The sequence below is a fragment of the Micromonospora sp. WMMD710 genome (assembly GCF_029626045.1).
Taxonomy (GTDB): Bacteria; Actinomycetota; Actinomycetes; order Mycobacteriales; family Micromonosporaceae; genus Micromonospora.
Map to the genome: position 1 here is coordinate 5050681 of NZ_JARUBD010000001.1, position 25431 is coordinate 5076111.

Genomic DNA, 25431 nt, shown 5'->3' on the forward strand with positions numbered 1-25431 from the left:
CGTACCGACGCGGGACGGTGCCAGGATTCCGGGCAGGGGGGCCGCCGTGGCCGCCCGCCGAGAGGGGTCTTGACCGTGAGCACCGTCCCGCCGGGCACGCCCTGCTGGGCCGACCTGGCCACCCCGGACCTGACCGCCGCGCGGCGCTTCTACCCCGAACTGTTCGGCTGGACCGGCCGGGTGATGCCGGAACCCGAGGCGGGCGGCTACACGGTCTTCCAGCTCGACGGCAGGGCGGTCGCCGGGGCGGGACCACCGGCGATCCCGGACCAGGTGCCGATCTGGTCGACGTACATCGCCACCGACGACGCCGAACTGGTCACCGGCCGGGTCGAACGGGCCGGCGGACAGGTGGTGGTGCCGCCGTTCGAGGTGTTCGACCGAGGCTGGATGGCGGTCTTCGCCGACCCCGCCGGCGCCACGTTCAGCGTCTGGCAGCCACTGACCATGGCCGGCGCCGAAGCGATCGGCGTACCGGGCGCGATGAGCTGGAACGAACTGGTCACCCCCGACCCCGAAGGTGCGAAGGTCTTCTACGAGCTGGTGTTCGGCTGGCAGCCGGACGACCAGTCGGTCGCCGGAACGACGTACACCGGGTGGCGGCTCGGGGCGCGGATCGTCGCCGGAATGATGCGTCCACTGGCCGAGGACTTCCCGGCCGACCTGCCGGCGTACTGGACGGTGTACTTCGCCGTGGCCGACGCGGACGCCGCCGCAGCCCGTGCCGCCGAACTGGGCGGCACGATCCTGGTCCCGCCCCGCGACATCCCGTCCGGCCGCTTCGCCGCCCTACGCGACCCCCAGGGCGCCCTCTTCTCGGTGATCGACCTAGGCCCCTAGCCCCGCCCGACGACCCGCGCGCCCCTGCGCCCCTGCGCCCCTGCGCCCCTGCGCCCCTGCGCCAAGATCGCGCTCGATCCTTGATGGAGTGGCCTCCCCACGCCAGGACCCCACTGTTTCCACGATTGAGCGCGATCTTGCTGCGCCAGCCTCGGTGATCATGAGGTTGACCGGAGGATTCGCCCGATTGCCGCACGCCAACCCCATGATCAACTCCGAGTGGCGGGTGCGAGGTCGGGGGTCTGGATGTGGGGCCCGGGGGGGCCAAGGCGGCGGGCGAGGACGGGGGCGCGGTGGGGGTTAGGGGCGGGGGCGGACGGGGACCACCAGGGGGCCGTGGGCTCCGGGGACCACCCGGACGCTGGCCCGGTAGTGGGTGGCCAGCAGGTGCTCGGTCAGCACCTCGTGCGGTGTTCCCGACGCCACGACCCGGCCGTCGGCGATCAGCACCATCCGGTCGGCGTACTCGCCGGCCAGGGAGAGGTCGTGCATGGTGGCGAGCACAGTGAGGCCGTGCTCGCGACGCAGCTGGTCGACCAGTTCCAGCACCTCCTGCTGATGGCCGATGTCGAGTGCGCTGGTCGGCTCGTCGAGGAGCAGCAGCGTCGCACCCTGGGCCAGCGCGCGGGCGAGGAAGACCCGTTGCCGTTCACCTCCGGAGAGGGTGGCCAGTTCCCGGCGGTGGAAGCCGATCAGATCCAACCGGTCGAGCACCTCGTGTGCGGCGGCCACGTCGGCGGCCGACTCCCGGCCCAGCGGCGGGATGTACGGGGTGCGGCCGAGCAGCACGTAGTCGAGCACCGACATGCCGGGCGGTACGACCGGGGACTGCGCCACCGTGGCCACCACCCGGGCGCGGTCCCGTCGACGCAGGGCGGCGCTCGGCGTACCGAAGAGGGTGATGGCGCCCGGCGCGGGCAGTAGGCCACCGACGGCGCGCAGCAGGGTCGATTTGCCGGCGCCGTTCGGACCGATCACGGTGACCCATTCGCCGGCCGCGACGGTGAGGTCGATCCCAGCGAGGATCGGCGTGCCGTCCAGGCTGACGTGCAGCCCCCGCACCTCGATGGCCGGGGCGCTGGCGTCGACGACGGGTTCGGCGCTCACGTGAGGACCCGCCGTGCCGTGCGCAGCACGAGTACGAAGAACGGGCCGCCGAGCAGTGCGGTGACCACCCCGATCGGCAGTTCGGCCGGTGCGACCACGGTGCGGGCCACCACGTCGGTCAGGGCCAGGAACGCGGCGCCGAACAGCAGCGACAGCGGCAGGATCACCCGGTAGCTCGATCCGGCGAGCAGCCGGACGGTGTGCGGCACGATGATGCCGACGAAACCGATCAGCCCGGTCGCGGAGACCGCTGCGGCGGTGCCCAGCGAGGCGGCGGCGATCAGCAGGTAGCGGGAGCGTTGGGGGTGCAGGCCGAGGCTCTTCGCCTCGTCGTCGCCGACCGCGAGGACGTCCAGTTCTCGGCGGTGCAGCAGGACCACCACGGTGGTCAGCGCGGCGTACGGCAGCACCAGCAGCACGTCGTGCCAGCCGGCGGTGGCGAGCCGGCCGAGCAGCCAGGAGTAGACCGGCTGGATGCTGTCGGCGTTGCGTTGCAGCAGGTACGTCTGCCCGGCGGAGAGGAAGGCGGAGACCGCGACCCCGGCCAGGATCAGCATCGCCGGGGATCGGCTTCGCCCGCCGGCCGCCCCGAGCGCGTACGTCATCGTCACGGCGAGCAGTGAGCCGGCGAACGCGGCTAGCGGGATGCTCACCGGCAGGCCGGTGAGTGCGCCCTGCCGACCCACGCCGCCGAGGGCGATCACCGCGGTGACGGCGAGGCCGGCGCCGGCGGCGACGCCGAGCAGGTACGGGTCGGCCAGCGGGTTGCGGAACACGCCCTGGTAGCAGCCTCCGGCCAGGGCGAGCAGCCCGCCGACGAGCAGGCCGAGCACCACCCGGGGCAGCCGCAGCTCGGTGACGATGGCGATCTCCCGCTCGGAGAGCCCGCTGTCGAGATGCACGCCGGGGATCAGGTTGAGCAGTTCGGCGGCGACGCTGCCCGGTGGCAGGCTGACCGGACCGAGCGACACCCCGGCGATCAACGCCACGAACACCGCGACCACACCCGCGACCAGCCAGCGCTTACGCAACCCGGCAGGCCGCGACCCGGCCAGCAACCCCGCCGGCCGGGCCTCGGCGGGCAGCCCGGCGGGCTGGGTGCCGGATCGCAGCCCGGCCCGCCGGGACGGAGGCGGTGTCGCGGTCACCGACGGTTCGCGGTCACGCGGGCACCTTGGCGACCGCGTCGATGATCACCCGGAGAAGGTCGACGACCCGTGGGCCCCAACGGGAGGCGATGTCGTCGTCCAGTGCGACCACCTGGCTGTTCTTCACCGCGGTGAGGCCGGCCCAGCCGCTGCGCGCCTTGACCGTGTCGGCGTTCTGCTGGCAGCACTTGGAGTCGGCCAGGAAGACGAAGTCCGGGTTGGCGTTGACGATGAACTCCTGGGACAGCTGCGGGTAGCCGCCGTTCTTGCCGTCCGCGTCGACGGGGTCGGCGATGTTGGTGAGGCCGACCTGGCTGTAGAGCGAGCCGATGAAGGTCTTGCTGGTGGCGCTGTACAGCTCCGGGCCCAGCTCGTGGTAGTAGGTGAGCTTCGTGGTGCGCTGCGGCAGGTCCTTGACCAGCTTGGCGATGTCGTCCTTCATCCGACCGGTGACGTCGGCGGCCTGGTCGGCGTGCCCGGTCAGCGTGCCCAGCTCGGTGATCTGCCGGTACGAGTCGTCGAGCGTGGTGGCCGCCGGGGTCAGGTACACCGGGATCTTCAGCTTGCTGAGCTGGTCGACGATCTTGTTGGTGTCGTTGGAGAGCACGACCAGGTCGGGGTTCTTGCCGGCGATCGCCTCGGCGTTGGGCTGGAAGCCGGACAGGTCGCTCTTGGGGGCGTCGGCCGGGTAGTTGGACTGGTCGTCGACCGCGCTCACCTGCGGGCCGGCGCCGATCGCGAACAGCATCTCGGTGGCGCTGGGCGACAGCGACACGATCTTCTCGGGACGCTTGTCGAGGGTGAGCGAACCGACCGCCACGGGGTAGCTGGCGGCCGCGGTGCCGGCGCTCGGCGTGTCGTCGGCCTTCTCGGCGCAGGCGCCCAGCGCGAGTGCGGCGACCGCGAGGGTCGTGGCGAAGAGCCGAGGGGTACGTCTGGACATGGGTCCTCCTGTCGGTCGAGGAGTGTGCTTCGCCGACAGGGACTTTCGTACGCCCGCCCACGAGGCGCCCTTCCTCGAGAGCGCGTGTCGCGATCGGTCCGCAGGCGACCTGGCTCGTCCCCACCGTCGGGCGGGGCATCACAGTTGCGGGACAGCGCCGGGTTTCGCACCGGCTTCGCTGCGGACTGGTCGGTAAGACGGTAGCGCACCGCCGGGACGTGCCGGATCGATCAAGAGCGGATCAGCTCTGGTCGATCGATCGGACCGCCATACACGACGGATATGTCCCGGATCCGGAGGCTCGGGATCGGGGGGTGGGGCCCCGCCGGGGCGGAACGGGGCCCCACCCGATCAGGAGGAGGTGATGGTGACGTTGTCCACAGCCGCCTCGACCAGGCTGGCGCCGGAGGCGTCCGCCGCCTCGACGAGGATGCGGACGGACTGGCCGGCGTACGGGGTGAGGTTGAGGTTCGCCACCGCCCAACTGCCGTCGCGGTTGGTGGCCGCTCCGGCCTGGGTGAGCAGTGCGGTGGTGCCGCCGTTGTGCACCACGCTCACCCGCAGGTAGTCCGCCGACGAGGCGTTCGAGCCGTGCGCCAGGTACCAGGCCAGCGAGAGGGTCAACGTGCCGGACGACGGCAGGGTCACCGCCGGGGAACGGGCGCTCGTCACTCCACCGTCGACGTCGTAGTCACCGGCGGCCGAGCCGGCGAGCCGGCCGGTGACCAGGTCGTTGGCGCCGGCGTACGGGGTGAGCTGCTTGGCGCCGGAGGACGTGGTCGCCTGGGCGGCACCCCGCTCGAACGCCCCGAGGGTCGCGGTGTCGGTGCCGGCCGGGTTGATGGTCCAGCCGGTGGCGGTCTCGAAGGTGTCCGACCAGACCGTGGTGCCGCCACCGCCGCCGCAGTACTGCGCCTGCTTGCCGATGGCCCGGTAGGGGCAGTCGGCGTACTCGCTGAGCATCAGCACGGCCTCGCGGTTGCGGGTGGTCTGCGCGGGGATGACCTCGTCGGGCGGGTAGAAGCCGCCGCCGCTGGACGAGCCGGGGTACATCTCGAAGGTGTACGCCCAGATGCCGTGGGTGGCCCACATCCAGTCGATGCTGGTGCCGTCGGCGATGTAGAGGTCGCTGGACTGCTCCGGGGTGTAGCTGTTGGTGGCCGCCATCTGCTGGCCGATGGTGGCGAAGGTGGTGTACTGGTCCGCGCTCATCCCGGACGGGTTGTTGGCGGTCGTGTAGCCGAAGGGCCAGAGCACCAGCTGCGAGTACGTGTGGAAGTCGATGTTCGCCTTGATCTGCTGCGCGCCGCCGACGACCCGGCTGTTGACGAAGTTACGCAGCGCCTGTGTCTCGGGCGCGGAAAACGCCGACGGGCCGCGGTAGGTCTCCGACGAGGTGGTGCCGGACGAACCGCCGCAGCAGCCCCACTGGTAGGACCAGTTGCGGTTCAGGTCGGTGCCGACGTTGGACGAACCGCTGTTGGGCTGGCGGTTCTTGCGCCAGGACCGGTACGACCCGGTGGCGATGTCGTACTCGCTGCCGTCCGGATTGACCGTCGGCACGATCCAGATCTCCCGGCTGTTGACGATGTTGGTGATCCGGGAGTCGCCGCCGTAGCTGTCGGTGAAGAGGTTGAGCAGGTAGATCGCCATCTCGACGGTCAGGTGCTCGCGGGCGTGCTGTTGGGCGTTGAACAGGATCTCCGGTTCACTCTCGTCAGTGCCCACGTTGTCGGAGATCTTCACCGCCATCAGGTCCCGACCCTCGTACGACGTACCAATGCTGATCTTGCGGGCGATGGCCGGATGGTCGGCGACGGCCTGGTTCACGACGGCGGTCAGCTCCGCGTAGTCGTGGTAGTTGGAGTCGGCGGGCGGGAACGCCAGCGTGCCGACGTCGCCGGCCCCGCGCTCGGCGCTGGGCGGCGGGGCGAGCGGTTCCAGCCGGAAGCCGAGCTTGCCGATCGCGGCGGCCTCCCCGGCGGTGGCCGAGACGTGCAGAACGCCGTGTTCGGAGTAGTCGATGGCGGCTCCGGTGCGGGCCACCGCGCTGCGGTCGGCGGAGGTTCGCGGTCCGAGCACCCGGTAGCCGGCGGCGGCCGGCTCGGCGGTGCGGTCCGGCGCCGGCTGGGCGGCGACCGGTCCGGTGGCGACGGTGACGATTCCCAGCCCGGTGACGACGGCGAGCACCAGGACGCGGCGGAGAGTGATGGGCGTGCGGAGGGCCATGGACTACCTCCTCGATCGGCGGGAGATCCCGCTCGGTGGAGGACACTTCACCATCTGTCACATGGTCATATCAATATGCTTGATTGCCCAATGCATCCCAGGTGGATCATCGTGGCGGCAATGATTTTCCACCCGCGAACATCTGGCGAAACTTCCTTCCAGGCGGAACACTGACCAGCGACGATGTCCCTCTCGACACCGCGGAGCACCCATGGCCAGATCCCGCCTGCACGCGGCCGCCCTCGCCGGCGTCACCGCGTTCACCCTGCTCGCCACCGCCGCGCCCGCCACCGCGGGCCGCCCGCCCGCCACCGTCCACGACGAGCAGATCACCTTCCAGGACTGGTCCGGCCCCGCCGACTGGCACCGGGGAAGCCGGGACGGCACCCGCGTCGTGCCCGGTGCCCGAGCGGGCGTCACCCTGGCCCGTCCGGCCGGCACCATCGAGTACGCCGACCCGCACACCGGCACCACCCGCACCTGGGAGTACGGCACCTGGACGTCGCCGGTGACCCGGATCGGGTTCGACGCCACCGAGTTGATCGCCTCGTGGAACGCGGAAACCCCCGCCGGCACCTGGATCCAGGTGGAGATGCAGGGCAGCTACACCAGTGGCGACCAGACCCCGTGGTACGTCCTGGGTCGCTGGGCCTCCGGCGACACCGACATCAAGCGGACCAGCGTCAACAAGCAGGGCGACCCCTGGTCGACGATCTGGACCGACACCTTCAGCATCGACGACGCCGACGCCGGGGTGCTGCTGCGGTCGTACCAGCTGAAGCTGACCCTCTACCGGGCACCCGGGCAGGCCGCCGCGCCGGTGGTCCGGATGCTCGGCGCGATGAGTTCCACCGTGCCGGACCGCTTCACCGTGCCGCCCAGCGCCGGGCACATCGCCTGGGGCGTCGAACTCCCGGTGCCGCGCTACTCGCAGAACGTGCACGCCGGGCACTACCCCGAGTACGACGGCGGCGGCGAGGCCTGGTGCTCACCCACCTCCACGGAGATGGTCGTCGAGTACTGGGGGCGCAAGCCGTCGGAGGCCGACACCTCCTGGGTGGACCCGACCTACCCCGACCCGACGGTCAACCACGCCGCCCGGATGACCTACGACTACGCGTACGACGGCGCCGGCAACTGGCCGTTCAACACCGCGTACGCGGCCAGCTTCCCCGGCCTGGAGGGACGGGTGACCCGGCTGCACTCGCTGGACGAGTTGGAGCGGTTCATCGCCGCCGGGATCCCCGTGGTGACCAGCCAGTCCTTCCTGGCCAGCGAACTGGACGGGGCGAACTACGGCACGTCCGGGCACCTGTTCGTGGTGGTCGGCTTCACCGCCGACGGTGACGTGATCGTCAACGACCCCGCCTCGTCCAGCAACGACGTGGTCCGCAACGTCTACAAGCGTGCGCAGTTCGAGCAGATCTGGCTGCGGACCAAGCGCACCAACGCCAGCGGCGGCACCTCCGGCGGCTCCGGCGGCATCGCGTACCTGATCAAGCCGACGTCCAAGCCCTGGCCCAAGGTCCAAGGCTCCACCAACTGGTGAGCCCGGCGCCTGAACGCTGTTGATCAAGAGGTTTGCGTCACCGGAAGCCCTCCTGGTGACGCAAACCTCTTGATCACCGCTGCGGGTCGGGGCCTTCCGTGGTGGGGTCCTGGTCTTCGCCGGCCAGGGCCGAGCGGAGGCGTTCCTTCTCGGTGCGGCGGCGGTTGGCCGCGTCGGCCATCTCCCCGGCCATCTCGTCCCGCCAACCGCGCAGCAGAAAAAAGGAGAGCGCGGCGGAGAACACCAGCGCCAGCATCAGCTTCAGGAACACGTTCATGTCGATCAGCCAGAGGGCCGCCAGCACGGCGACGAACAGCCCGATCCGACCCAGCGTGTACTTGACCGCCGCGCTCACCCGCACCACTCCGTTCTCTGCGTCAGCCGCCGTACGGCGGAAGGGTCGACCCGGCCGCGATCAGCCGGTCCGACGGGCCAGCCAGCGGACGCCCGGAAACCAGACCGTCGCGTACGCCACGGTGAACGCCGCAGCCGCCAACGACCCGGACAGCAGCGGCGGCAACCCGGCGCCCAGCCCGGCGACCACCAGCCCGACGAACACCCCGACAGCCGCGGCGACCAGCGCCGCCACCACCCGGGCCGCGCCGAACTCCCAGGCCCGGAAGTCGTCCCAGAACAGCCAGGCCGGAAGGATCACCGCGAGCCAACCGTTGGTGTGCCCGAAGTCGCCGGCGCCGATCGACGCGAACGCCCAGTCGAACAACACCAGCGCCAGCACGCCGATGACGACGCCGGCCAGGCACACCCCGAGCAGGTCACCCAGGGTACGGACGCGCCCCTCGGCGTCCCGCCGGGGAAAGCCGCCCTGCTGCTCGGATCCGCTCTGCTCGGTCATCGACTGCGAGGGTACGTGGTGGCTCAGGCCCAGACCTGCTGCGGCTCGGCGCGGCGCTGCGCCAGCGACGGGGCCTTGTCGTACTCCCGGACCACGTTGTAGCGGGTGTCCCGCTCGACGGGCTGGAAGCCGGCGTCCCAGATCAGGTGCAGCAGGTCGTCGCGGTGCATGGTGTTCGGGGTGCCGTACGAGTCGGCGTCGTGGGTGATCTTGTATTCGACGACGGAGCCGTCCAGGTCGTCCACGCCGAAGTTCAGCGAGAGCTGGGCCACCGACAGCCCGTGCATCACCCAGAAGTTCTTCACGTGCGGCACGTTGTCGAACAGCAGCCGGGAGACCGCGAAGGTCTTCAGCGACTCGGCCGGCGAGGCCATCGTGGTACGCGCCTGGATCCGGTTGCGGATCTTGCCGTCCGCCGAGTCCACGAAGTCGTGCTGGTAGCGCAGCGGGATGAAGACCGCGAAACCACCGGTCTCGTCCTGCAGCTCACGCAACCGCAGCACATGGTCGACGCGGTGCCGGGGCTCCTCGATGTGGCCGTACAGCATGGTCGCCGGGGTCTTCATGCCCTTGCGGTGCGCGAGGGCGTGGATCCGCGACCAGTCCTCCCAGTGGCAGGCGTGGTCGACGATGTGCTGCCGGACCTCCCAGTCGAAGATCTCCGCGCCACCGCCGGTCAGCGACTCCAGGCCGGCGTCCATCAGCTCGTCGAGGATCTCGTCGGCGCTCAGCCCACTGATCTTCTCGAACCACTGCACCTCGGTCGCCGTGAAGCACTTGAGCTTGACGTTTGGCAGTGCCGCCTTCAGCTCGCGCAGCACCTTCGGGTAATACCGCCAGGGCAGCGTCGGGTGCAGGCCGTTGACGATGTGCAGCTCGGTGAGCTGCTCACCCTCCATCTCCTTCGCCTTGCGGACCGCCTCGTCGATGCGCATCGTGTACGCGTCCTTCTCGCCCGGCTTGCGCTGGAACGAGCAGTACGCACAGGACGCCGAGCAGACGTTGGTCAGGTTGAGGTGCCGGTTGACGTTGAACATCACCCGGTCGCCGTTCAGCTCGGTGCGCTTGTGGTGCGCCAGGCGCCCCAACCAGGTCAGGTCGTCGCTCTCGTAGAGGGCGACCCCGTCCTCCCGGGTCAGCCGCTCACCGGCGTACACCTTCGCTTCGAGCTCACGCTTGAGTCCGGCGTCCATGGCACGTCCCTTCCACCTGCGGTCGGATCGAGCGTACGTCGGGACGCCGGACGGGCCTGCGGCACGGTCGGCAGCAGCGACCCACTTCACCAGACTCTCAGCCTCCCGTAACCCGGCCACGCATCGACATGAGTGGCGAGGTGCGGTAGTAACAAGGTGGGGCGGAACACACACACTGGTACCGTCCCGACGGCCGCGCCCACCGAGCGCGGCGACGAGCAGGTGGACGGGGAGCGGAATGATCTACAGCGGGCGCGGGCGACGGCAGCGACGACGGAGCCCGGTGATCTCGCCGGTGCTACGTCCGAAGCTCTGGGCCGCCCTGCTCGGCGCGATCGCCGCGGCCGTGCTGGCCACCCCCGCGTACGCCGAGCCCGGCGTGCCGACCACCGTGCCGGACTCCGGCGCGCGCCCGGCGGTGACCGGCTCATTCCAACTGCCCGGCGGCGTACCGGTCGCCGGGGTCCCGGCCCCGCCGCTCGCCAACATCGGCACCGGCCCGCTGGCCGCCCAGATCTCCGCCGGCGAGATCCAGGTCGGCGCGCTCGGCGAGGCGTTGCTGCTGAGTCAGCAGAAACGCACCGGCGCGCAGGCCCAGCTCGACGCCGCCGGTAAGGCGCTGGAGAGCGCGCAGGACGCCCTCCTGCGGGCCCAGCAGGCGGCGGACGCGGCCGCCGCGGACGCGGTGAAGGCCGCCGCCGCACTGCCGCCCGGTGACCTCGCACGCGACATCCGGGGACTGAGCCGGCTCCAGCAGATCACCCGTGGCGAGAAGGTGGAGGGTGGCACCACCGGCGTGGCCGGGGAGCTGTCCCGCGCCCGCGCCGCCGAGCAGACCGCCTACCAGGCGCACTCGGCGGCCAAGGCCCAGGTCGACGCCGCCCAGGCCGAGTTCACCGCCGGCGAGACGGCATTGCGCACCGCCGAGGCCAGCCTGCTCAAGCTGCGCCGGGACAACGCCGCGCAGCTGATCGCGATCGAGCGCCAGCAGGAGGCCACCGAGCAGCAGCTCGGCGCGGGCTACGTCGCCGGCCAGAGCAGCAGCGGCATGGCGGCACACCCCCGGGCGCTGGCCGCCGTCCGGTACGCGCTCGCCCAGCTCGGCGACCCGTACAAGTGGTCGGAAGAGGGTCCGGACCAGTTCGACTGCTCCGGCCTGATGTGGGCGGCGTACCGGTCCCCCGGGGCCGACTACTTCGACCTGCCCCGGGTCGCGCGCGACCAGTACAGGGCCACCCGCGAACGGACCGTGCCGCAGAGCGGCCTGCTCGCGGGCGACCTGCTCTTCTTCGCGTCCGGCAGCTCCTGGGAGACGATCCACCACGTCGGCATGTACATCGGCAACGGCAAGATGGTGCAGGCGCCCACCACCGGCGACGTCGTGAAGATCTCGGTGGTCAGCTGGTCCCGGCTCTACGCCGCCACCCGGGTGATCGGCGCGGTGCCGGCACCGCCCGCCCCGCCCACGACCGGTCCGAAGCCGCCGACGTCCACGCCGAAGCCGACGCCGAGCACGACGCCGACCACCAAGCCGACGCCGACGCCGACCGGATCGGCCACGCCGACCCCCACGCCCACCGCCAGCGCGACGCCCACACCGACCAAGTCGGCCGATCCGACCCCCTCGTCGACCGCCAGCGAGACACCGACGACCCCGCCGTCGGCGCCGACCACCGCACCGGCCACCACGACCCCGCCCGGCACACCGGAGGCCAGCCGCAGCGGTTCGGCCAGTGACAGCCCGTCGGGCAGCCCGAGCACCGGGAGCTGAGGCGCCACAACCCACTCCGGCTGTCCGCTCGCGACGATCTGTGGCACCGTGACATCCAGGCACATCCGGTCCGACGTCACGGGTCCGGGTGCGATCGTGGCACGGAGGGCGGAGATGGCCGAGCAGAAGGATCCGGCGGAGACTGTCGACCCCGTCGTCGATCGGGCTGACCCGCCGGAGACAGGCGTCGACGAATCGGCGTCCAGCGTCGACGAATCGGCGTCCAGCGTCGACGAATCGGCGTCCAGCGTCGACGAGAGCGCGGACGAGGCTCCGGCCGCCGACGCCGGGCAGTCGACTCCCGCGGACACCCGCCCCGAATCGCCGGCACCGGTGCGGGCACGGGCCACCGTCGCCACCGCCGGCGCCCTGCCCGGCGATCTTCCGGCCACCTCGCCGGCCACCGCCACGACCTACCGGGCGACCGGGTCCGCCAGCCCGGCCGGCGTACCGCTACCGGGTCAGCGGGAGGGCTCGTCCGCCCGGGCCAGCGCCACCGTGCCGGGCAGCAGTCGGGTCACGGCCGGTGCCATAGTCACCCCGGCCTCCCGGGCGAGCACGCCCGCCGTCTACCGGTCCGGCCCGGTGAACCCCGAGCCGCCCGAGCCGGCACAGCCCCCGGAGCCGGCCCAGCCGCCCACGCCGCCGACCCCGGAACCGGAGCCGGCCCCCACGCCGCCCGGCCCGGGGCCGACCGAGCCGTCGCCACCCGAGCCCGTGCCCGCGCCCAGCCCGGGGCCGTACCCGCCCGGGCCGGTACCGACGCCGGGGCCTCGCCCCACGCCACCGCCCAGCCCGGTCCCGCCCGTTCCGGGCCCGCCCGTGCCGCCGCCCGCGCCGGTGCCACCCATGCCGAGTCCGCCGTCGCCGCCGGTCCCCGGGCCGCCGGCTCCGCCGCCCGGCCCGCCGGTGCCCGGCCCACCGGCGCCGCCCGGCCCGATGCCCGCGCCTCCGTTCCCCCCTCCGCCGGCGATGCCCCACCTGCCCGGGGTACGGGCGACCGCGTCGGTCTCCGCCCCGCCGGCGGACCGGGCGCCCGGCGCTGTGCCGGGGCTGCCGACCTCCGGCGGCGGCTGGGCGGGGGCGCCCGTCTCCGCTCCGCCGGTGGTGCCCGCACCCGCACTGCCCGTGTGGCCGCCGTCCACCACCGGCGCTGCCCCGTCCACGGCCAACGACGCCCGACCGACCACGCCCACCACCGCCAGCCCGGCGGGACGGTCCACGGCCGGTGTCACCGGCGGGCGGCCGGCTACCGGCCCCGACCTGGCCGGCACCGTCTACGGCAGCGGGGAGGGGCCGGGCTTCGCCACGATCGCCCTGCCCGCCAACGCGGTGGAGACTTCGGGCTCCCTGACCGGGCACATCCTGGCCCAGGGCTGGGCGGACACGCCGGCCGACCGGCCCCGCACCACCCGGGTTCTGCTCGTCCTCGCCGCCGCGCTGGGGCTGTTGGTCGCGGTCGGCGTCCTGGTCGTCCTGCTGGCCAACAACGCCCTGGACGGCCTGATGGGCGACGTGCTCAACAGCTGAGCCGCGAGGGGACGATGGTGAGTCCGCCCACTACCGCCGGGCAAGCGGCTGGCGACTTCGCCGAACCGCCGTACACTTGTCGAGATCACTGACCCGGCGCGCGTGGTGCGCGCCCATGGGCGATCTTGCGGGCGATCCGGCGACAACAGCCGCGGCAGGCCATCGCGAAGATGCGCCCCGCTCGAAAGGCATTTGTTGACCACCTCTGCTGACTCCAGCATCGTTCCGTCCGTTTACGACACCACTGTCGAGACCTCCGACGCCATTCCGGCGCAGGCCGACGCCGCGCCGGCGGAGATCGACTTCGCCGCGCTCGGTCTGCCCGAGCCCCTGGTGCGCGCGTTGGCGCGGCAGGGCATCACCACCCCCTTCGAGATCCAGCGGGCCACCGTGCCCGACGCGCTCGCCGGCCGCGACGTGCTGGGCCGCGGGCAGACCGGGTCGGGTAAGACCCTCGCCTTCGGCCTGCCGCTGCTGGCCCGGGTCGCCGCCGGTAAGCCGGCCCGACCGATGCGGCCGCGCGCCCTGGTCCTGGTCCCGACCCGCGAGTTGGCCATGCAGGTCAACGACGCGCTGCTGCCGCTGGGCAAGTCGCTCAACGTGTTCCTGAAGACCGCCGTCGGCGGTGTTCCGTACGACCGTCAGATCGACGCGCTGCGCCGCGGCGTGGAGATCATCGTGGCGACGCCGGGCCGGCTCGGCGACCTCATCGAGCGGGGCATCTGCCAGCTCGACGACGTCGAGGTGACGGTGCTCGACGAGGCCGACCAGATGGCCGACATGGGCTTCCTGCCCGAAGTGACCGAGCTGCTGGCGAAGACGCCCGCGAACGGTCAGCGGCTGCTCTTCTCGGCCACCCTGGACGGTGACGTCGACGCGCTGGTCAAGCGGTTCATGAACGACCCGGTGACCCACTCCACCGCGCCGTCCACCGCCTCGGTGTCCACCATGGATCACCACATGCTGTTGATCCCGCCGCACGAGAAGTTCCCGGTGGCCGCCTCGATCGCCGCCCGGGACGGCCGGACCATGGTCTTCGCCCGCACCCAGCTGGGTGTGGACCGGCTGGTCGAGCAGCTCGCGGCGGTCGGCGTACGGGCCGGTGGCCTGCACGGCGGCAAGACCCAGCGGATGCGTACCAAGACCCTGGCCGAGTTCCGTGAGGGCCGGATGAACGTCCTGGTCGCCACGGACGTCGCCGCCCGGGGCATCCACGTCGACGGCGTCACCCTGGTGCTGCACGTCGACCCGCCGAAGGACCCCAAGGACTACCTGCACCGCGCCGGGCGCACCGCCCGGGCGGGCGAGTCGGGCGCGGTGGCCACGCTGGTGCTGCCCAAGCAGCGGCGGACCACCCTGGCGATGATGGAGAAGGCGGGCGTCGCGCCCGCCGAGACCCGGGTACGGCTCGGCGACCCCGCGTTGGCCGAGCTGATCGGCGCCCGCGAGCCGAGCGGCGTTCCGGTTCGGGTCGAGGCGGAGCCGCGCGGGTACGGCGACCGCTCCGGCGGCTCGCGTCGTTTCGACGACCGGTCCGGCGGCCCGCGCCGCTTCGGTGACCGGGACCGGCCGCAGGGCGAGCGCCGCTTCGGCGACCGGCCGCAGTTCGGTGACCGGGACGGCCGACCGACCGGCGAGCGCCGCTACGGCGACCGCCCGACCGGTGAGCGGCGCTTCGGTGACCGTCCGCAGGGCGAGCGGCGCTTCGGCGACCGCCCGACCGGGGACCGGCAGTATGGTGACCGGCCCAGCGGCGAGCGGCGCTTCGGCGACCGACCGCAGGGCGAACGCCGCTACGGCGACCGGCCGCAGTTCGGCGACCGGGACGGCCGACCGACCGGCGAGCGCCGCTACGGCGACCGCCCGACCGGGGACCGGACCTACGGTGACCGTCCGCAGGGCGAGCGGCGTTACGGCGACCGGCCGACCGGCGAGCGGCGCTTCGGCGACCGGCCGCAGGGTGAGCGGCGGCAGGGCGACCGGCCCGCCGACGAACGACGGTTCACCGACCGGCCGGCGGGTGAGCGGCGCTTCGGCGACCGGGACACCCGGGGTGGCTTCCGCTCCGAGGGCCGTGGCCGGGACGACCGGCCGCGCGACGACCGGCCGCGCGACGACCGGCGTGGTTTCGGCGGGCGTCCGCCGGCGCGTACCCACTGATCCTCTGATCGACCCCGAACGCCGTCGCGGAGCCCACGCTCCGCGGCGGCGTTCGCGCATGGCCCTGCCGAGGTCGACCCGGTCGCGTAACGTCCGCCTCATGCCGACCATGCCGAAGTCACTCTTCTGGTCCCGGACGGACACCGCGGGCAGCGAGCAGGCTCTGCTCGACGACGGCAACGGGTTGGCGGCCCGGGGCACGCTGCTCGCCGTCGACCCGATCCCGTGGACGGCCCGCTACCAGCTGACCACCGCACCGGACTGGAGCACCACGCGGGTGGAGGTCGAGGCCGAGGGGTCGGGCTGGCTGCGCCGGGTGACGCTGGAACGGGCCACGGGCCGGTGGCGGGTGACCACCGCCGAGCAGGGCGATCTGGACGCGGCTCTCATCGCGGCCGGCCACCCTCGGGCCGGCCTGCCGGGCACCGACGACCCGGACCGGCTGGCCGACGCCCTCGACGTGGACCTGAGCGGGTCGCCGCTGTTCAACGCCCTGCCGTTCCACCGGCTCGGGATGGCCGCCCAGGCCGCCGACATGCCCCGCCGGATCACCGTCGCGTGGGTGCTGCTGCCCGGCCTGGAGGTGGTGGCGGCCGAGCAGATCTACACCGGGCTCGGGCCGGGCCGGGTGCGGTTCGCCAGCGGCACCTTCACCGCCGACATCGACGTGGACGCCGACGGGTACGTGGTGCGCTACCCGGGGCTGGCCGAGCGGATCGACCCGCGCTGAGGGCGCCCGCGGGGGTTCAGGTGGGCCACTCGCCGCTGGCCAGGAACCGCTCGACGGTGGCCAGGTGGGGTGCCAGGTCGAGGCCCTGTGCGGCCAGCCAGTCGTCGGCGTAGTAGGTGTCGGCGTACCGGTCGCCGGGGTCACAGATCAGGGTGACCACCGAGCCGGTCCGGCCCTCGGCGAGCATCCCGGCGATCAGGCCGAACGCGCCCCACAGGTTGGTGCCGGTGGAGCCGCCGACCCGACGGCCGAGCACCGCCGAGCCGGCCCGCATGGCGGCGAGCGACGCCGCGTCCGGCACCTGGACCATCCGGTCCACCACCGAGGGCAGGAACGACGCCTCCACGGTGGGACGGCCGATGCCCTCGATCCGGGAGCCCTTGCCGGTGCGGATCGACCAGTCGGCGGCGAGCCACGCCGGGTAGAACGCCGAGTTCTCCGGGTCCACCACGCAGAGTTTGGTGGGCAGCCGGCGGTAGCGGGCGTACCGGCCGATGGTCGCGCTGGTGCCGCCGGTGCCGGCGCCGACCACGATCCAGGCCGGGATGGGGTGCCGTTCCAGCTCCAACTGCGCGTAGATCGACTCGGCGATGTTGTTGTTGCCCCGCCAGTCGGTGGCCCGTTCGGCGTAGGTGAACTGGTCCATGAAGTGCCCGCCGGAGTCCTCGGCCAGCCAGCGGGCCTCGACGACAACGGTCGCCGGGTCGTCGACGAGGTGGCACCGGCCGCCCTGGAACTCGATCTGCGAGATCTTCTCCGGGGAGGTGGAGGCGGGCATGACGGCGATGAACGGCAGACCGAGCATCCGGGCGAAGTACGCCTCGGAGACGGCGGTGGAACCCGACGACGCCTCGACGATCGTGGTCCTCGGCCCGATCCAGCCGTTGCAGAGCCCGTAGAGGAACAGTGAACGGGCCAGCCGGTGCTTCAGCGAGCCGGTCGGGTGGGACGACTCGTCCTTGAGGTAGAGGTCGATCCCCCATGCCCGGGGCAGCGGGAACGGCAGCAGGTGGGTGTCGGCCGACCGGTTCGCGTCCGCCTCGACGGCGGCGATCGCGTCGGTCACCCAGGTCCGGCTGGCCTCGTCGCACCGGTCGAGATGAGTCACGCCGGAAACCTAGCAAGCAGGTCGGGGGTGGTCAGCTGCGGTCCGGTGGGGTGCTCCGGCGCAGTTGGCGGCGTTGCCCGGCCCGGCCGGCGGCCCGGACGAGCGGGGTGAGTGCGACGGCGAGTCGGGGCAGCGCGTCCAGCAGCCGGACCTGCGCCCCCCGCCAGCGGGGCAGGCTGACCACCGGGCGGGGCCGGCGGGCCAGCCGGACCGCGCGGGCGGCGACGCGCTGCGGGGTGAGCATCGAGCCGGTGAACGACGCCAGCGCCCCCCGGGTCGTCCAGCCGGTCGTGCAGCATCGGGGTCCAGATGCCGTCCGGGCAGAGGCAGGAGACGTGCACCCGCCGGTACCCGGCCATCCGCAGGTCGGACAGGGTGCCGAGGCTGAACGCCAGCAGGGCGTGCTTGCTGGCCGCGTACACCGTCTCACCGGGCGCGGCGATCAGCCCGGCCAGTGACACGACGTTGAGCACGTGGCCGTGGCCCTGCTCGCGCATCAGCGCGAGCGCGGCCAGGGTGCCGTTCATCGCGCCGAACGTGTTGACGTCGAGCACCCTGCGGCGGGTCCGCCCGTCGTGGTCCCAGGCGGGGCCGGTGACCAGGATGCCGGCGTTGTTGACCCACAGGTCGAGGCCACCCCGGCTCGCCGCCGTCGCCGCGACCTCGGCGCAGGCGACCTCGTCCCGCACGTCCAGCGCGGCGGACCAACCGCCCAACGGCGCCGCGGCGGCGGCCACCGCCACCGGGTCGAGGTCGGTGAGCAGCACCGACCAGCCGTCGGTGTGCAGCGCGGTGGCGATGGCGCGGCCCAGGCCGCCGGCGGCGCCGGTCACCACGGCCGTGCCACGTCGCGGCGGGGTCATCGGCGCACGCTACCGCCGGGTCGACGGGCGGCACCAGGGGTACGCGGCGCGGCGGTCAGGAAGCCGGCGGGCCGACCGACTGGGGGCGGTTCTCCCACTTGGTGCTGAGCGCGATGGCGGTGCGGGTGGAGGCCACCCCGGGTGTCCGGTTGAGCCGCACGATCAGCTGCTCCAGCTCGACGATCGTGCCGACCCGGGCCTTGAGCAGGAACGACTCCACGCCGGCCATGAAGTAGCAGGATTCGATCTCGGGCAGCACCCGCAGCGATTCGAGCATGTCGTCGGAGTCCGCCCCGGAGTCCTCGACGATGCCGATCAACGCGGTGACGCCCAGCCCGATCGCCTCCGGCTCCACCTCCGCGCGGTAGCCACGGACCACGCCGCTGCTCTCCAGCTTGCCGACCCGCTCGTGGACCGCGGGGGCGGAGAGACCAACCTGCCGGGCCAGTTCGGCGTACGAGAGGCGGGCGTTGCCGCGCAGCAGGTCGACGAGGCTCAGGTCGATGGCGTCCACGGAGAGTGACCTTAACCGGTTGGGCGTAACGCGATCCCTTCGGTATCCGTTGCACACAGCAGTGAGTAACTGTTCACAAACTGACGGTCCAGGTAGGGGTTGCGCCAGTACCATTTACTAACTTCCCACTCAGTGCGTTTTTCGCGTTTGGCGGACAGGCCAGGTCCCTGGTGCTGTAATTGCCATACGTCCCTCATGACGGCTCTGGGCTCGCACCAGCCGGGGGCAGTGTGTTCAGCCAGGGGCTTCGTCGACGCGAGGAGGGGGCTGTGGACACTGGAGATCGCCTGCTGACACCGGGTGAGGTCGCCGCGCTGTTTCGGGTGGACCCGAAGACTGTGACGAGATGGGCGGCGGCCGGCCGGATAGGAAGCATCCGGACTCCAGGCGGGCATCGCCGGTTTCGGGAATCCGAGGTGCGAGCCCTGCTTGAGGGGGAGGGCATGCTGGACGAGGTGGACGAGGTCGGAAAGCAACGCAATGTGGGACCGGCCGCCTCCACCGGGCCGGGTCCGGCCAACGCCGGCATGTACTGAACTGGTGCGGACAACGTCAGGCGGACCGGACACCAGTCCGGTCCGCGTCCCGCTGGGCCGATCCGGCGGGCAGCCCGGCCGAGCGGGCTGAGCCGACGGCTCAGCTGCGGGCCGCGCCGAGCTGGCCGGACCACCGTCGGAACAGGGTGTGCGGGACGCCGAGCGCGTCCAGCACCTTGCCGGCGACGAAGTCGACCAACTGCTGGGCGCTGGCCGCCGCGCCGGCTCCGTAGAAGCCGGGGCTGGCGGGCAGCACGATCGCACCCGCGTCGTGCAGGCCGATCAGGTGCTCCAGGTGGCTGCGGGTCACCGGGGTCTCCCGGGGAACCATGACCACCGGGCGGCGTTCCTTGAGGTTGACCTCGGCGGCACGCTGCAACAGATCCTTGGAGAGCCCGATCGCGATGCCCGCGCACGCGGCCGTGCTCGCCGGCACCACGGCCATTCCGCGTACCCGGTAGGAGCCGCTGCTCGGCCCGGCCGCCAGGTCGCCGGCCGGCCAGTGCCGCACGTCCGCGCCCGTCAGGTCCCGACCGAGCCAGGCGGCGAGGTCCTCGGCCCAGTGGGCGTCACGGAACGGCCGACCCGTCTCGTCGAGCACGGTGAGCCGCGCCGCCCGGGACACGATGAGGTCCACCGACTCGCCGGCGTCGAGCAGTCCGCCGATGACGGCCGCCGCGTACGGCGTGCCGGAGGCCCCGGAGACACCGACCACCCATGGTTCCCGCATGCCTCCAGCCTGCCTGGTCGTGCCGGCGCGCTGGTGGGCACCCCCGGGCCGGCCGGTCCGACATGTCCGGCGGGCGTGTGGGCGTCCCGTCGACCTGACATGCTGCCGGTGGCGATTCGCACCGGGAGCAGTTCGTACAGGAGGCATCGGTGACGACCGGCGAAGTCCTCTGGACGTTGCGCGCCGAGTGCCCTGTTCCGGCCCGGCTGTCGCCGTACGCCGACCAGGTCCAGGAGTGGCTGCTCGACCTGCTGCCCGGGTTGGGTCTGGCACTGGACGACGCCGCGCTGCACCGGCTGGCGCGGGGGGCCTTCGCCCGGTACGCCGGACGGCTCTACCCGGATGCGACCGAGGCCGACCTGCGGACGCTCACCGCACTGTTCACCTGGTTCTTCCTGGTCGACGACGCCTGCGACGGGCCGGGCCGGCTCGCGCCGGAGCAGATCCGGGCGTTGCGCAACGGCACGTTGGCGCTGCTGCACGACGGTCCCCGGCTGCGGCAGGCCGGTCTGAGCGGTCCGCTGCGGCGGCTGCTGGTGCTGGCCTGGCGGGAGCCACGCCGCCGGATGCCGGCCCGCTGGCGGCTGCGCTTCGCCGACGCGGTGGCGCGGCATCTCGACGGCACCTGGCAGGAGGCGGTCAACAAGGAGGTCGGCCGCCGCCCGGGGGTTACCGAGTACGTCGAGCTGCGTCGGGCGACCTCGGCGGCGGAGGTGTCGTACCCGCTTGTGGAGTTCGTGACCGGACGGCCACTGCCCGACCCGGTCTACCACCATCCGCTGCTGCGCGAGATCGCCCGCACCGGCAACGACCTGCTCTCCTGGTACAACGACCTGGCCTCACTGGATCGGGACCGGGTCACCGCCGGCGGGCACAACCTGGTCCTCGCCATGCAGGGCGAGTGGGGTGTGCCCACGGCGGCGGCGGTCGACCGGGCGGCCGAACGCTGGCGGGAGTCGATGCACCACTTCGTCGCGCTGCGGGACGCGGTGCCGTCGTTCGGCCCGGCGTTGGACGAGGCGGTCACCGACCATCTCGACGGGGTGGCGTACGCGGTCCGCGGCACCATCGACTGGACGTTGGAGAGCGCCCGCTACCCGACCAGCGCGGGGCAGCCGGTCTCAGGGGCGTAGGTCGAGGCGGATCACCAGGTCCAGCAGGGCGAACACGAACAGCACGATGCCGACGAAGCCGTTGGCGGTGAAGAACGCCCGGTTGACCTTGCTCAGGTCGGTCGGCGTGACCACCAGGTGCTGGTAGGCGAACGCGACGGCGGTCAGCGCCAGCCCGATCCACCAGAGCCAGCCGAAGCCGACCAGCGCGCCGAACCAGATGAACAGCGCGAACGTCACCACGTGCGCGACGGTGGAGGCGTGCAGCGCGAAGCGCCGGCCGTAGCGGGCGGGCACGCTGTGCACGCCGATCTCCCGGTCGATCTCGGAGTCCTGGCAGGCGTAGATCAGGTCGAAGCCGCCGATCCACAGGCCGACCGCCGCGCCGAGCAGCCAGGCCGGCCAGGAGCCGTCCAGGGTGCCGGTGACGGCCAGCCAGGCGCCGACCGGGCCGACCGCCTGGGCGATCGCGAGGATGGCGTGCGGCCAGTTGGTGAACCGCTTGCCGTACGGGTAGACCACCAGCGGCACCACGGCGAGCGGCGCCAGCACCAGGCAGAGCGGGTTGAGCAGGGCGGCGGCGACGAGGAACACGACAAGCGCGACGGCCGCGCCGGTCCAGGCCGTCCGCACGCTCACCGCCCCGGTGACCAGTTCCCGGCCGGCGGTACGCGGGTTCCGCGCGTCGATCCGCCGGTCGAGGATCCGGTTGGCGGCCATCGCGAACGTCCGCGCACCGACCATAGCCACGGTGATCAGCAGCAGGTCGAGCCACCGTACGTGCCCGCCGGAGACCCGCATGGCGGTCAGCGCCGACAGGTACGCGAACGGCAACGCGAAGACGGAGTGCTCGATGGTGACGAGGTCCAGGAAGGCCCGCACCCTCCCCTGCGATCGTGCAGTTTCGGTCGCGCCAGAAGGGGAGGAAGGGGACGAATCAGCAACCGGAGGTGCAAGATCGCGAGGGTTGTCGGTGGTGGCCATCAGATTCCGTACTCCTTCCAGCGCTTGTCGACGAGGGCAGCCACTTCCGGACTCATGGTCATCTCCTCGGGCCAGCCGCGGGTGTAGCCCTCGGTGGGCAGTTTGCGGGTCGCGTCGACGCCCACCTTGCCGCCCCAGAACTGCTGGTACGACGAGTGGTCGAGGTGGTCCACCGGCCCCTCGGTGAGCAGCAGGTCGCGGGCGTAGTCGACGTTGCCGAAGGCGCGGAAGGCGACCTCGTTGTAGTCGTGCACGTCGCAGTCCTCGTCGACGATCACGATCAGCTTGGTCAGCGACATGAGGTGCGCGCCCCAGATCGCGTTCATCACCTTCTGCGCGTGCTTCGGGTAGCGCTTGCGGATCGACACGATCGCGCAGTTGTGGAAGACGCCGGCGGCCGGCAGGTCGTAGTCGACGATGTCCGGGACCAGCAGCTTGAGCAGCGGCTGGAAGATCCGCTCGGTGGCCTTGCCGAGGCCGTGGTCCTCCTGCGGCGGCTTCGAGGTGACGATCGAGTGGTAGACCGGCTTGCGCTGCATGGTCATCGCCTCGATGTGCAGCACCGGGAACGGCTCGACCGGCGTGTAGAAGCCGGTGTGGTCACCGAACGGCCCCTCGGGCAGCCGCTCGCCGGGCTCCAGGTAGCCCTCCAGCACGATCTGCGCGTGCGCCGGCACCTGCAACGGCACGGTGAGGCAGTCGACCATCTCCACCCGTTCGCCGCGCAGGAACCCGGCGAACAGGTACTCGTCGATGTCGCCGGGCAGTGGCGCGCTGGCCGCGTACGAGACGACCGGGTCGCAGCCGATCGCGACCGCGACCGGCAGGCGCTGCCCGAGCCGCTCGGCGACCGCGTGGTGTGCCGTCGAGTCCTTGTGGATCTGCCAGTGCATGCCGAGGGTGTTGCGGCCGTGCTGCTGGAGCCGGTACAGGCCCAGGTTGCGCTTGCCGGTCTCCGGGTGCTTGGTGTGGGTCAGCGCGTAGTTGTGGAAGATCCCGCCGTCGCCGGGCCACACCTGCAACCCCGGCAGCCGGTTCAGGTCGACGTCGTCGCCCCGGTAGACCACCTCCTGGCAGGGCGCGGTCTTGACCTTGCGCGGCGGCACCGACTTGAGCTGCATGACCTTGCCGAGGCCCTCCCGGATGCCGGACCAGCCGACCGGCAGCTCGGGCTTGACCAGCGCGCCGATCCGGGCGCCGATCTCGTCCAGCGACTCCACGCCGAGCGCCATCGCCATCCGCTTCTCGGTGCCGAACAGGTTGATCGCCACCGGCATCTCACCCCGCGTGGGGTGCTCGAAGAGCAGCGCCGGCCCGCCGGCTCGCACCGTCCGGGTGACCACCTCGCTGATCTCCAGGGTGGGGTCGACCGGGACGTCGACCCGCCGCAGCTCCCCCGCACGCTCCAGCGCCGCGAGGAAGTCCTTGAGATCGGTGTACGGGAAGCCACGAGCCGCCATGCCGCCAGTCTCCCGCACCGGGTGCCGCCCGACCCAAGCCGGGTGGTGTGACGCCCGCGATGGCCCGAAGGCCAGCGGCGGGTCAGTGGGTGCGGGCCGATCGACGGCCCACCATCGCAAGATCCACTCAGTTTCGCCGCAAACGTGGTATCCCAGGCCGCAGGACACTCCGACTTCATGAAACCCGAGTGGATCAACGGCCCACTGGGCGCGGGGCGCCGCCACATCACCGACCAGGGGCGGGTCAAGCCCGGCGGACACATCTCACCGTGCCTGGCCGAACGGCGGGACGCCGAAGGAGAGTGGACCCATGTCGGACGCGTATGTCGTCGGCGACCCGGACGGGTTGTCGCCCCTACAGGTCGAGCTTCGCGACGCCATCGCCCGCGAGCTGCACGCCCAACTGGCGTTACGCGGCGAGCGGGTCGAGCTGGCCGACCTGCCGGAGGTGTCGTACCAGATCACGCTGCGCGTGGACGAGACCCTGCGCGGCAACCGCAGCCGTCGACATCCTTCCGTGCGGCCCGGACGCCGTCAATCGCCGGAATAGAGCCGCGACGGGTCGACGAGGACGACATCGGGACGCTGACCGGCCGCCCGCCGAAGCTCGTCGGTGAAGCCCGCCGCGCTCGCGAGCAGCAACCGGGCGTCCCGCACGTCCAGACCGGGACGCGCGGCGAGCAGGTCCCGTGCCCGTCCCAGTCGATCCAACTCGGGCTGCCCCAGCGTGCGACCCCACTTGACCTCGCCGATGGCGAGCAGCGGCCGAGGGCCGTCGCCGAACGGCGGCTCGCCGAACGCCACCAGGTCGAGTTCCAGACTGGTACGGGTGGAGGGATCGGTGAGGACGGCCGCGCTGGCCTCCGCGACGACACCGCCGAATGTCTCCGGCGCGGCGAAGCGCAGGGCCCACTGTCGGACGATCTCCTCGAACGCCGGCCCCAGCACCCCGCTTGAGTACCGGCGGTTGGAACGCCTCCAGACGTCCGGACCACGCCGCTGCTCCAAAGCCGTCCAGGAGGGACGCATGACCGCCTGGTAGAAGGTGATCAGGGGTTCGGCGATGCGGTAACGGCTACGCCCGCTGCGAAGCGGATCGGGCTCGCGGATGAGGAGACCGGCGTCCTCAAGGACGGTGAGCGGGTGCTGGAGGTCGGTGGCCTTTCGCCCGATGTACCCGGCGATACCCCCTCGGGTGCCGTTGCCTTCGGCGACCGCGGACAGCACGGAGTGGTAAAGCGCGGTGTCCCGCAGGTCGGGATCCTCGGCGAGCAGGTAGCGGGCCTCGCGGAACAACGGGCGGGCCGGATTCAGCACCGCGCGCACGACCCAGTCGTCGAAGTCGTCTGGCCCGTCGGGTACATCGTCCTGGACGTATTCTCGCCGGTAGGCCGGCGTGCCCCCGACGATGGCGAACACGCGGGCAGCGAGTGAAGGATCATCGATCCCCCAGAACGTCGCGGCGGCCCGATAGTCCAGCGGCGGCACAGGCAGTTCCAGCCCAGCCCGTCCGCGCAGCGGGGCCGAACCGGCAAGCAGGCCGCCCATGAACGACAGTGCCGAACCGCACAACAGCAGGCGCGTACGAGATTCGGTGCGCTCGACCCGGCCCGGCGTGAGGGCGTGCTGAATGATCGACGGGAGGTGCCGGCTGGATCGGGCAAGGTAGGGGAACTCGTCGATCACCACGGTGACTGGCCGGCGCTGGCCCAGTGCGAGCAGCGCGTCGACCGCACCCGACCAGTCTTCCAGGCGAAGCGGACCAGGCGCGTCGGTGTACCGGCCGAGAGCCTCTCCGAGTCGACGCAGCGACTCTGCCGGCGTCGCCTCGGTAGCCCCGAAGTAGAAACCGTCGGTGGCACGGGTCAGCTCGTACAACAGCAGAGTCTTGCCCTGCCGGCGACGGCCGCTGACCACGCCCAGCGTCGCACCGGGCCGGTCGTCCGTGGCAAACCGGACCAGCTCCGCCCATTCGACGTCACGGTCAAAGATTTCCGCTGGCTTGGAGAGCTTCACTGCCACATCCCACAGAATGTAGAACTACGATTCTTAGAAGTGTAGTTCTACATTC

At 72.0% G+C, this 25431-nt stretch carries 23 protein-coding genes; 9 read left to right on the plus strand and 14 right to left on the minus strand.

Going from position 1 to position 25431, the window contains the following annotated elements:
• Positions 1-75 precede the first annotated feature (75 nt).
• Positions 76-840, plus strand: coding sequence for a VOC family protein (locus O7620_RS23310; protein WP_278125138.1), 765 nt, complete (start codon positions 76-78; stop codon positions 838-840).
• A gap of 300 nt (positions 841-1140) precedes the next feature.
• On the opposite strand, the gene O7620_RS23315 is transcribed toward O7620_RS23310, so the two are convergent.
• From O7620_RS23315 to O7620_RS23330, 4 genes are all read right to left on the minus strand, one after another.
• Positions 1141-1908 carry an ABC transporter ATP-binding protein gene (locus O7620_RS23315; protein WP_278127120.1) on the minus strand — a complete coding sequence of 256 codons (768 nt, stop codon included), beginning with the start codon at positions 1906-1908 and terminating at the stop codon, positions 1141-1143.
• A gap of 35 nt (positions 1909-1943) precedes the next feature.
• Positions 1944-3032, minus strand: coding sequence for an iron ABC transporter permease (locus O7620_RS23320; protein ID WP_278127121.1), 1089 nt, complete (start codon positions 3030-3032; stop codon positions 1944-1946).
• Between the two features lie 76 nt (positions 3033-3108).
• Positions 3109-4038, minus strand: coding sequence for an ABC transporter substrate-binding protein (locus O7620_RS23325; RefSeq protein WP_278125139.1), 930 nt, complete (start codon positions 4036-4038; stop codon positions 3109-3111).
• Between the two features lie 351 nt (positions 4039-4389).
• Positions 4390-6267, minus strand: coding sequence for a M14 family zinc carboxypeptidase (locus O7620_RS23330; RefSeq protein ID WP_278125141.1), 1878 nt, complete (start codon positions 6265-6267; stop codon positions 4390-4392).
• Between the two features lie 211 nt (positions 6268-6478).
• On the opposite strand from O7620_RS23330, the gene O7620_RS23335 reads away from it, so the two are divergent.
• A complete protein-coding gene (locus O7620_RS23335) occupies positions 6479-7816 on the plus strand; it encodes a C39 family peptidase (protein WP_278125143.1) in 1338 nt (445 codons plus the stop codon).
• Between the two features lie 73 nt (positions 7817-7889).
• On the opposite strand, the gene O7620_RS23340 is transcribed toward O7620_RS23335, so the two are convergent.
• The 3 genes from O7620_RS23340 to mqnE are packed head-to-tail and all read right to left on the minus strand — an operon-like array spanning position 7890 to position 9862.
• Positions 7890-8171, minus strand: a complete 282-nt coding sequence (locus O7620_RS23340; RefSeq protein WP_278125144.1) for a DUF4229 domain-containing protein — start codon at positions 8169-8171, stop codon at positions 7890-7892.
• 60 nt (positions 8172-8231) lie between these two features.
• Positions 8232-8669: a hypothetical protein gene (locus tag O7620_RS23345; RefSeq protein ID WP_151492710.1), complete on the minus strand. Its 438-nt coding sequence runs from the start codon at positions 8667-8669 to the stop codon at positions 8232-8234.
• 23 nt (positions 8670-8692) lie between these two features.
• On the minus strand, positions 8693-9862 hold the full coding sequence (gene mqnE / locus O7620_RS23350) for an aminofutalosine synthase MqnE (protein ID WP_151492711.1): 1170 nt from the start codon (positions 9860-9862) through the stop codon (positions 8693-8695).
• A 238-nt stretch (positions 9863-10100) separates the two neighbouring features.
• On the opposite strand from mqnE, the gene O7620_RS23355 reads away from it, so the two are divergent.
• The 4 genes from O7620_RS23355 (at position 10101) to O7620_RS23370 (ending at position 16053) form a co-directional block, all read left to right on the plus strand.
• The gene (locus O7620_RS23355) at positions 10101-11633 is read left to right on the plus strand and encodes a C40 family peptidase (protein ID WP_278125146.1); all 1533 of its coding nucleotides are present in this window, start codon (positions 10101-10103) and stop codon (positions 11631-11633) included.
• 114 nt (positions 11634-11747) lie between these two features.
• Positions 11748-13163 carry a hypothetical protein gene (locus tag O7620_RS23360; RefSeq protein WP_278125147.1) on the plus strand — a complete coding sequence of 472 codons (1416 nt, stop codon included), beginning with the start codon at positions 11748-11750 and terminating at the stop codon, positions 13161-13163.
• A gap of 264 nt (positions 13164-13427) precedes the next feature.
• On the plus strand, positions 13428-15323 hold the full coding sequence (locus tag O7620_RS23365; protein ID WP_278127122.1) for a DEAD/DEAH box helicase: 1896 nt from the start codon (positions 13428-13430) through the stop codon (positions 15321-15323).
• Between the two features lie 109 nt (positions 15324-15432).
• Positions 15433-16053, plus strand: a complete 621-nt coding sequence (locus tag O7620_RS23370; RefSeq protein ID WP_151489299.1) for a putative glycolipid-binding domain-containing protein — start codon at positions 15433-15435, stop codon at positions 16051-16053.
• Positions 16054-16069: 16 nt separating this feature from the next.
• Here the strand turns inward: O7620_RS23370 and O7620_RS23375 are convergent, their stop codons facing one another.
• The 3 genes from O7620_RS23375 to O7620_RS23385 are packed head-to-tail and all read right to left on the minus strand — an operon-like array spanning position 16070 to position 18538.
• Positions 16070-17161, minus strand: a complete 1092-nt coding sequence (locus O7620_RS23375) for a PLP-dependent cysteine synthase family protein (protein ID WP_278125149.1) — start codon at positions 17159-17161, stop codon at positions 16070-16072.
• The gene (locus O7620_RS23380; protein ID WP_278125151.1) at positions 17158-18024 is read right to left on the minus strand and encodes an SDR family oxidoreductase; all 867 of its coding nucleotides are present in this window, start codon (positions 18022-18024) and stop codon (positions 17158-17160) included. Before O7620_RS23380 ends, O7620_RS23375 begins: the two co-directional genes overlap by 4 nt.
• Before the next feature lie 55 nt (positions 18025-18079).
• The gene (locus tag O7620_RS23385) at positions 18080-18538 is read right to left on the minus strand and encodes an Lrp/AsnC family transcriptional regulator (RefSeq protein WP_278125153.1); all 459 of its coding nucleotides are present in this window, start codon (positions 18536-18538) and stop codon (positions 18080-18082) included.
• Positions 18539-18807: 269 nt separating this feature from the next.
• Here O7620_RS23385 and O7620_RS23390 point away from each other — a divergent pair, with 269 nt between their 5' ends.
• Positions 18808-19074, plus strand: a complete 267-nt coding sequence (locus tag O7620_RS23390) for a BldC family transcriptional regulator (RefSeq protein ID WP_278125155.1) — start codon at positions 18808-18810, stop codon at positions 19072-19074.
• 100 nt (positions 19075-19174) lie between these two features.
• Here the strand turns inward: O7620_RS23390 and O7620_RS23395 are convergent, their stop codons facing one another.
• Positions 19175-19804: a UbiX family flavin prenyltransferase gene (locus tag O7620_RS23395; RefSeq protein WP_151489295.1), complete on the minus strand. Its 630-nt coding sequence runs from the start codon at positions 19802-19804 to the stop codon at positions 19175-19177.
• Between the two features lie 149 nt (positions 19805-19953).
• Here O7620_RS23395 and O7620_RS23400 point away from each other — a divergent pair, with 149 nt between their 5' ends.
• The gene (locus O7620_RS23400; RefSeq protein ID WP_151489294.1) at positions 19954-20937 is read left to right on the plus strand and encodes a terpene synthase; all 984 of its coding nucleotides are present in this window, start codon (positions 19954-19956) and stop codon (positions 20935-20937) included.
• Here the strand turns inward: O7620_RS23400 and mqnP are convergent.
• Together mqnP and O7620_RS23410 are read right to left on the minus strand one after the other, a co-directional pair.
• Positions 20926-21900: a menaquinone biosynthesis prenyltransferase MqnP gene (mqnP, locus tag O7620_RS23405; protein ID WP_278125158.1), complete on the minus strand. Its 975-nt coding sequence runs from the start codon at positions 21898-21900 to the stop codon at positions 20926-20928. The genes O7620_RS23400 and mqnP overlap by 12 nt on opposite strands.
• Complete coding sequence (locus O7620_RS23410) at positions 21900-23360, minus strand: menaquinone biosynthesis decarboxylase (protein WP_278125159.1); 1461 nt, start codon at positions 23358-23360, stop codon at positions 21900-21902. Before O7620_RS23410 ends, mqnP begins: the two co-directional genes overlap by 1 nt.
• 310 nt (positions 23361-23670) lie before the next feature.
• On the opposite strand from O7620_RS23410, the gene O7620_RS23415 reads away from it, so the two are divergent.
• Complete coding sequence (locus O7620_RS23415) at positions 23671-23910, plus strand: hypothetical protein (RefSeq protein ID WP_278125160.1); 240 nt, start codon at positions 23671-23673, stop codon at positions 23908-23910.
• Here O7620_RS23415 and O7620_RS23420 read toward each other — a convergent pair.
• Positions 23895-25376: an ATP-binding protein gene (locus O7620_RS23420; protein ID WP_278125162.1), complete on the minus strand. Its 1482-nt coding sequence runs from the start codon at positions 25374-25376 to the stop codon at positions 23895-23897. The two genes, O7620_RS23415 and O7620_RS23420, sit on opposite strands and share 16 nt — an antisense overlap.
• Positions 25377-25431 lie beyond the last annotated feature (55 nt).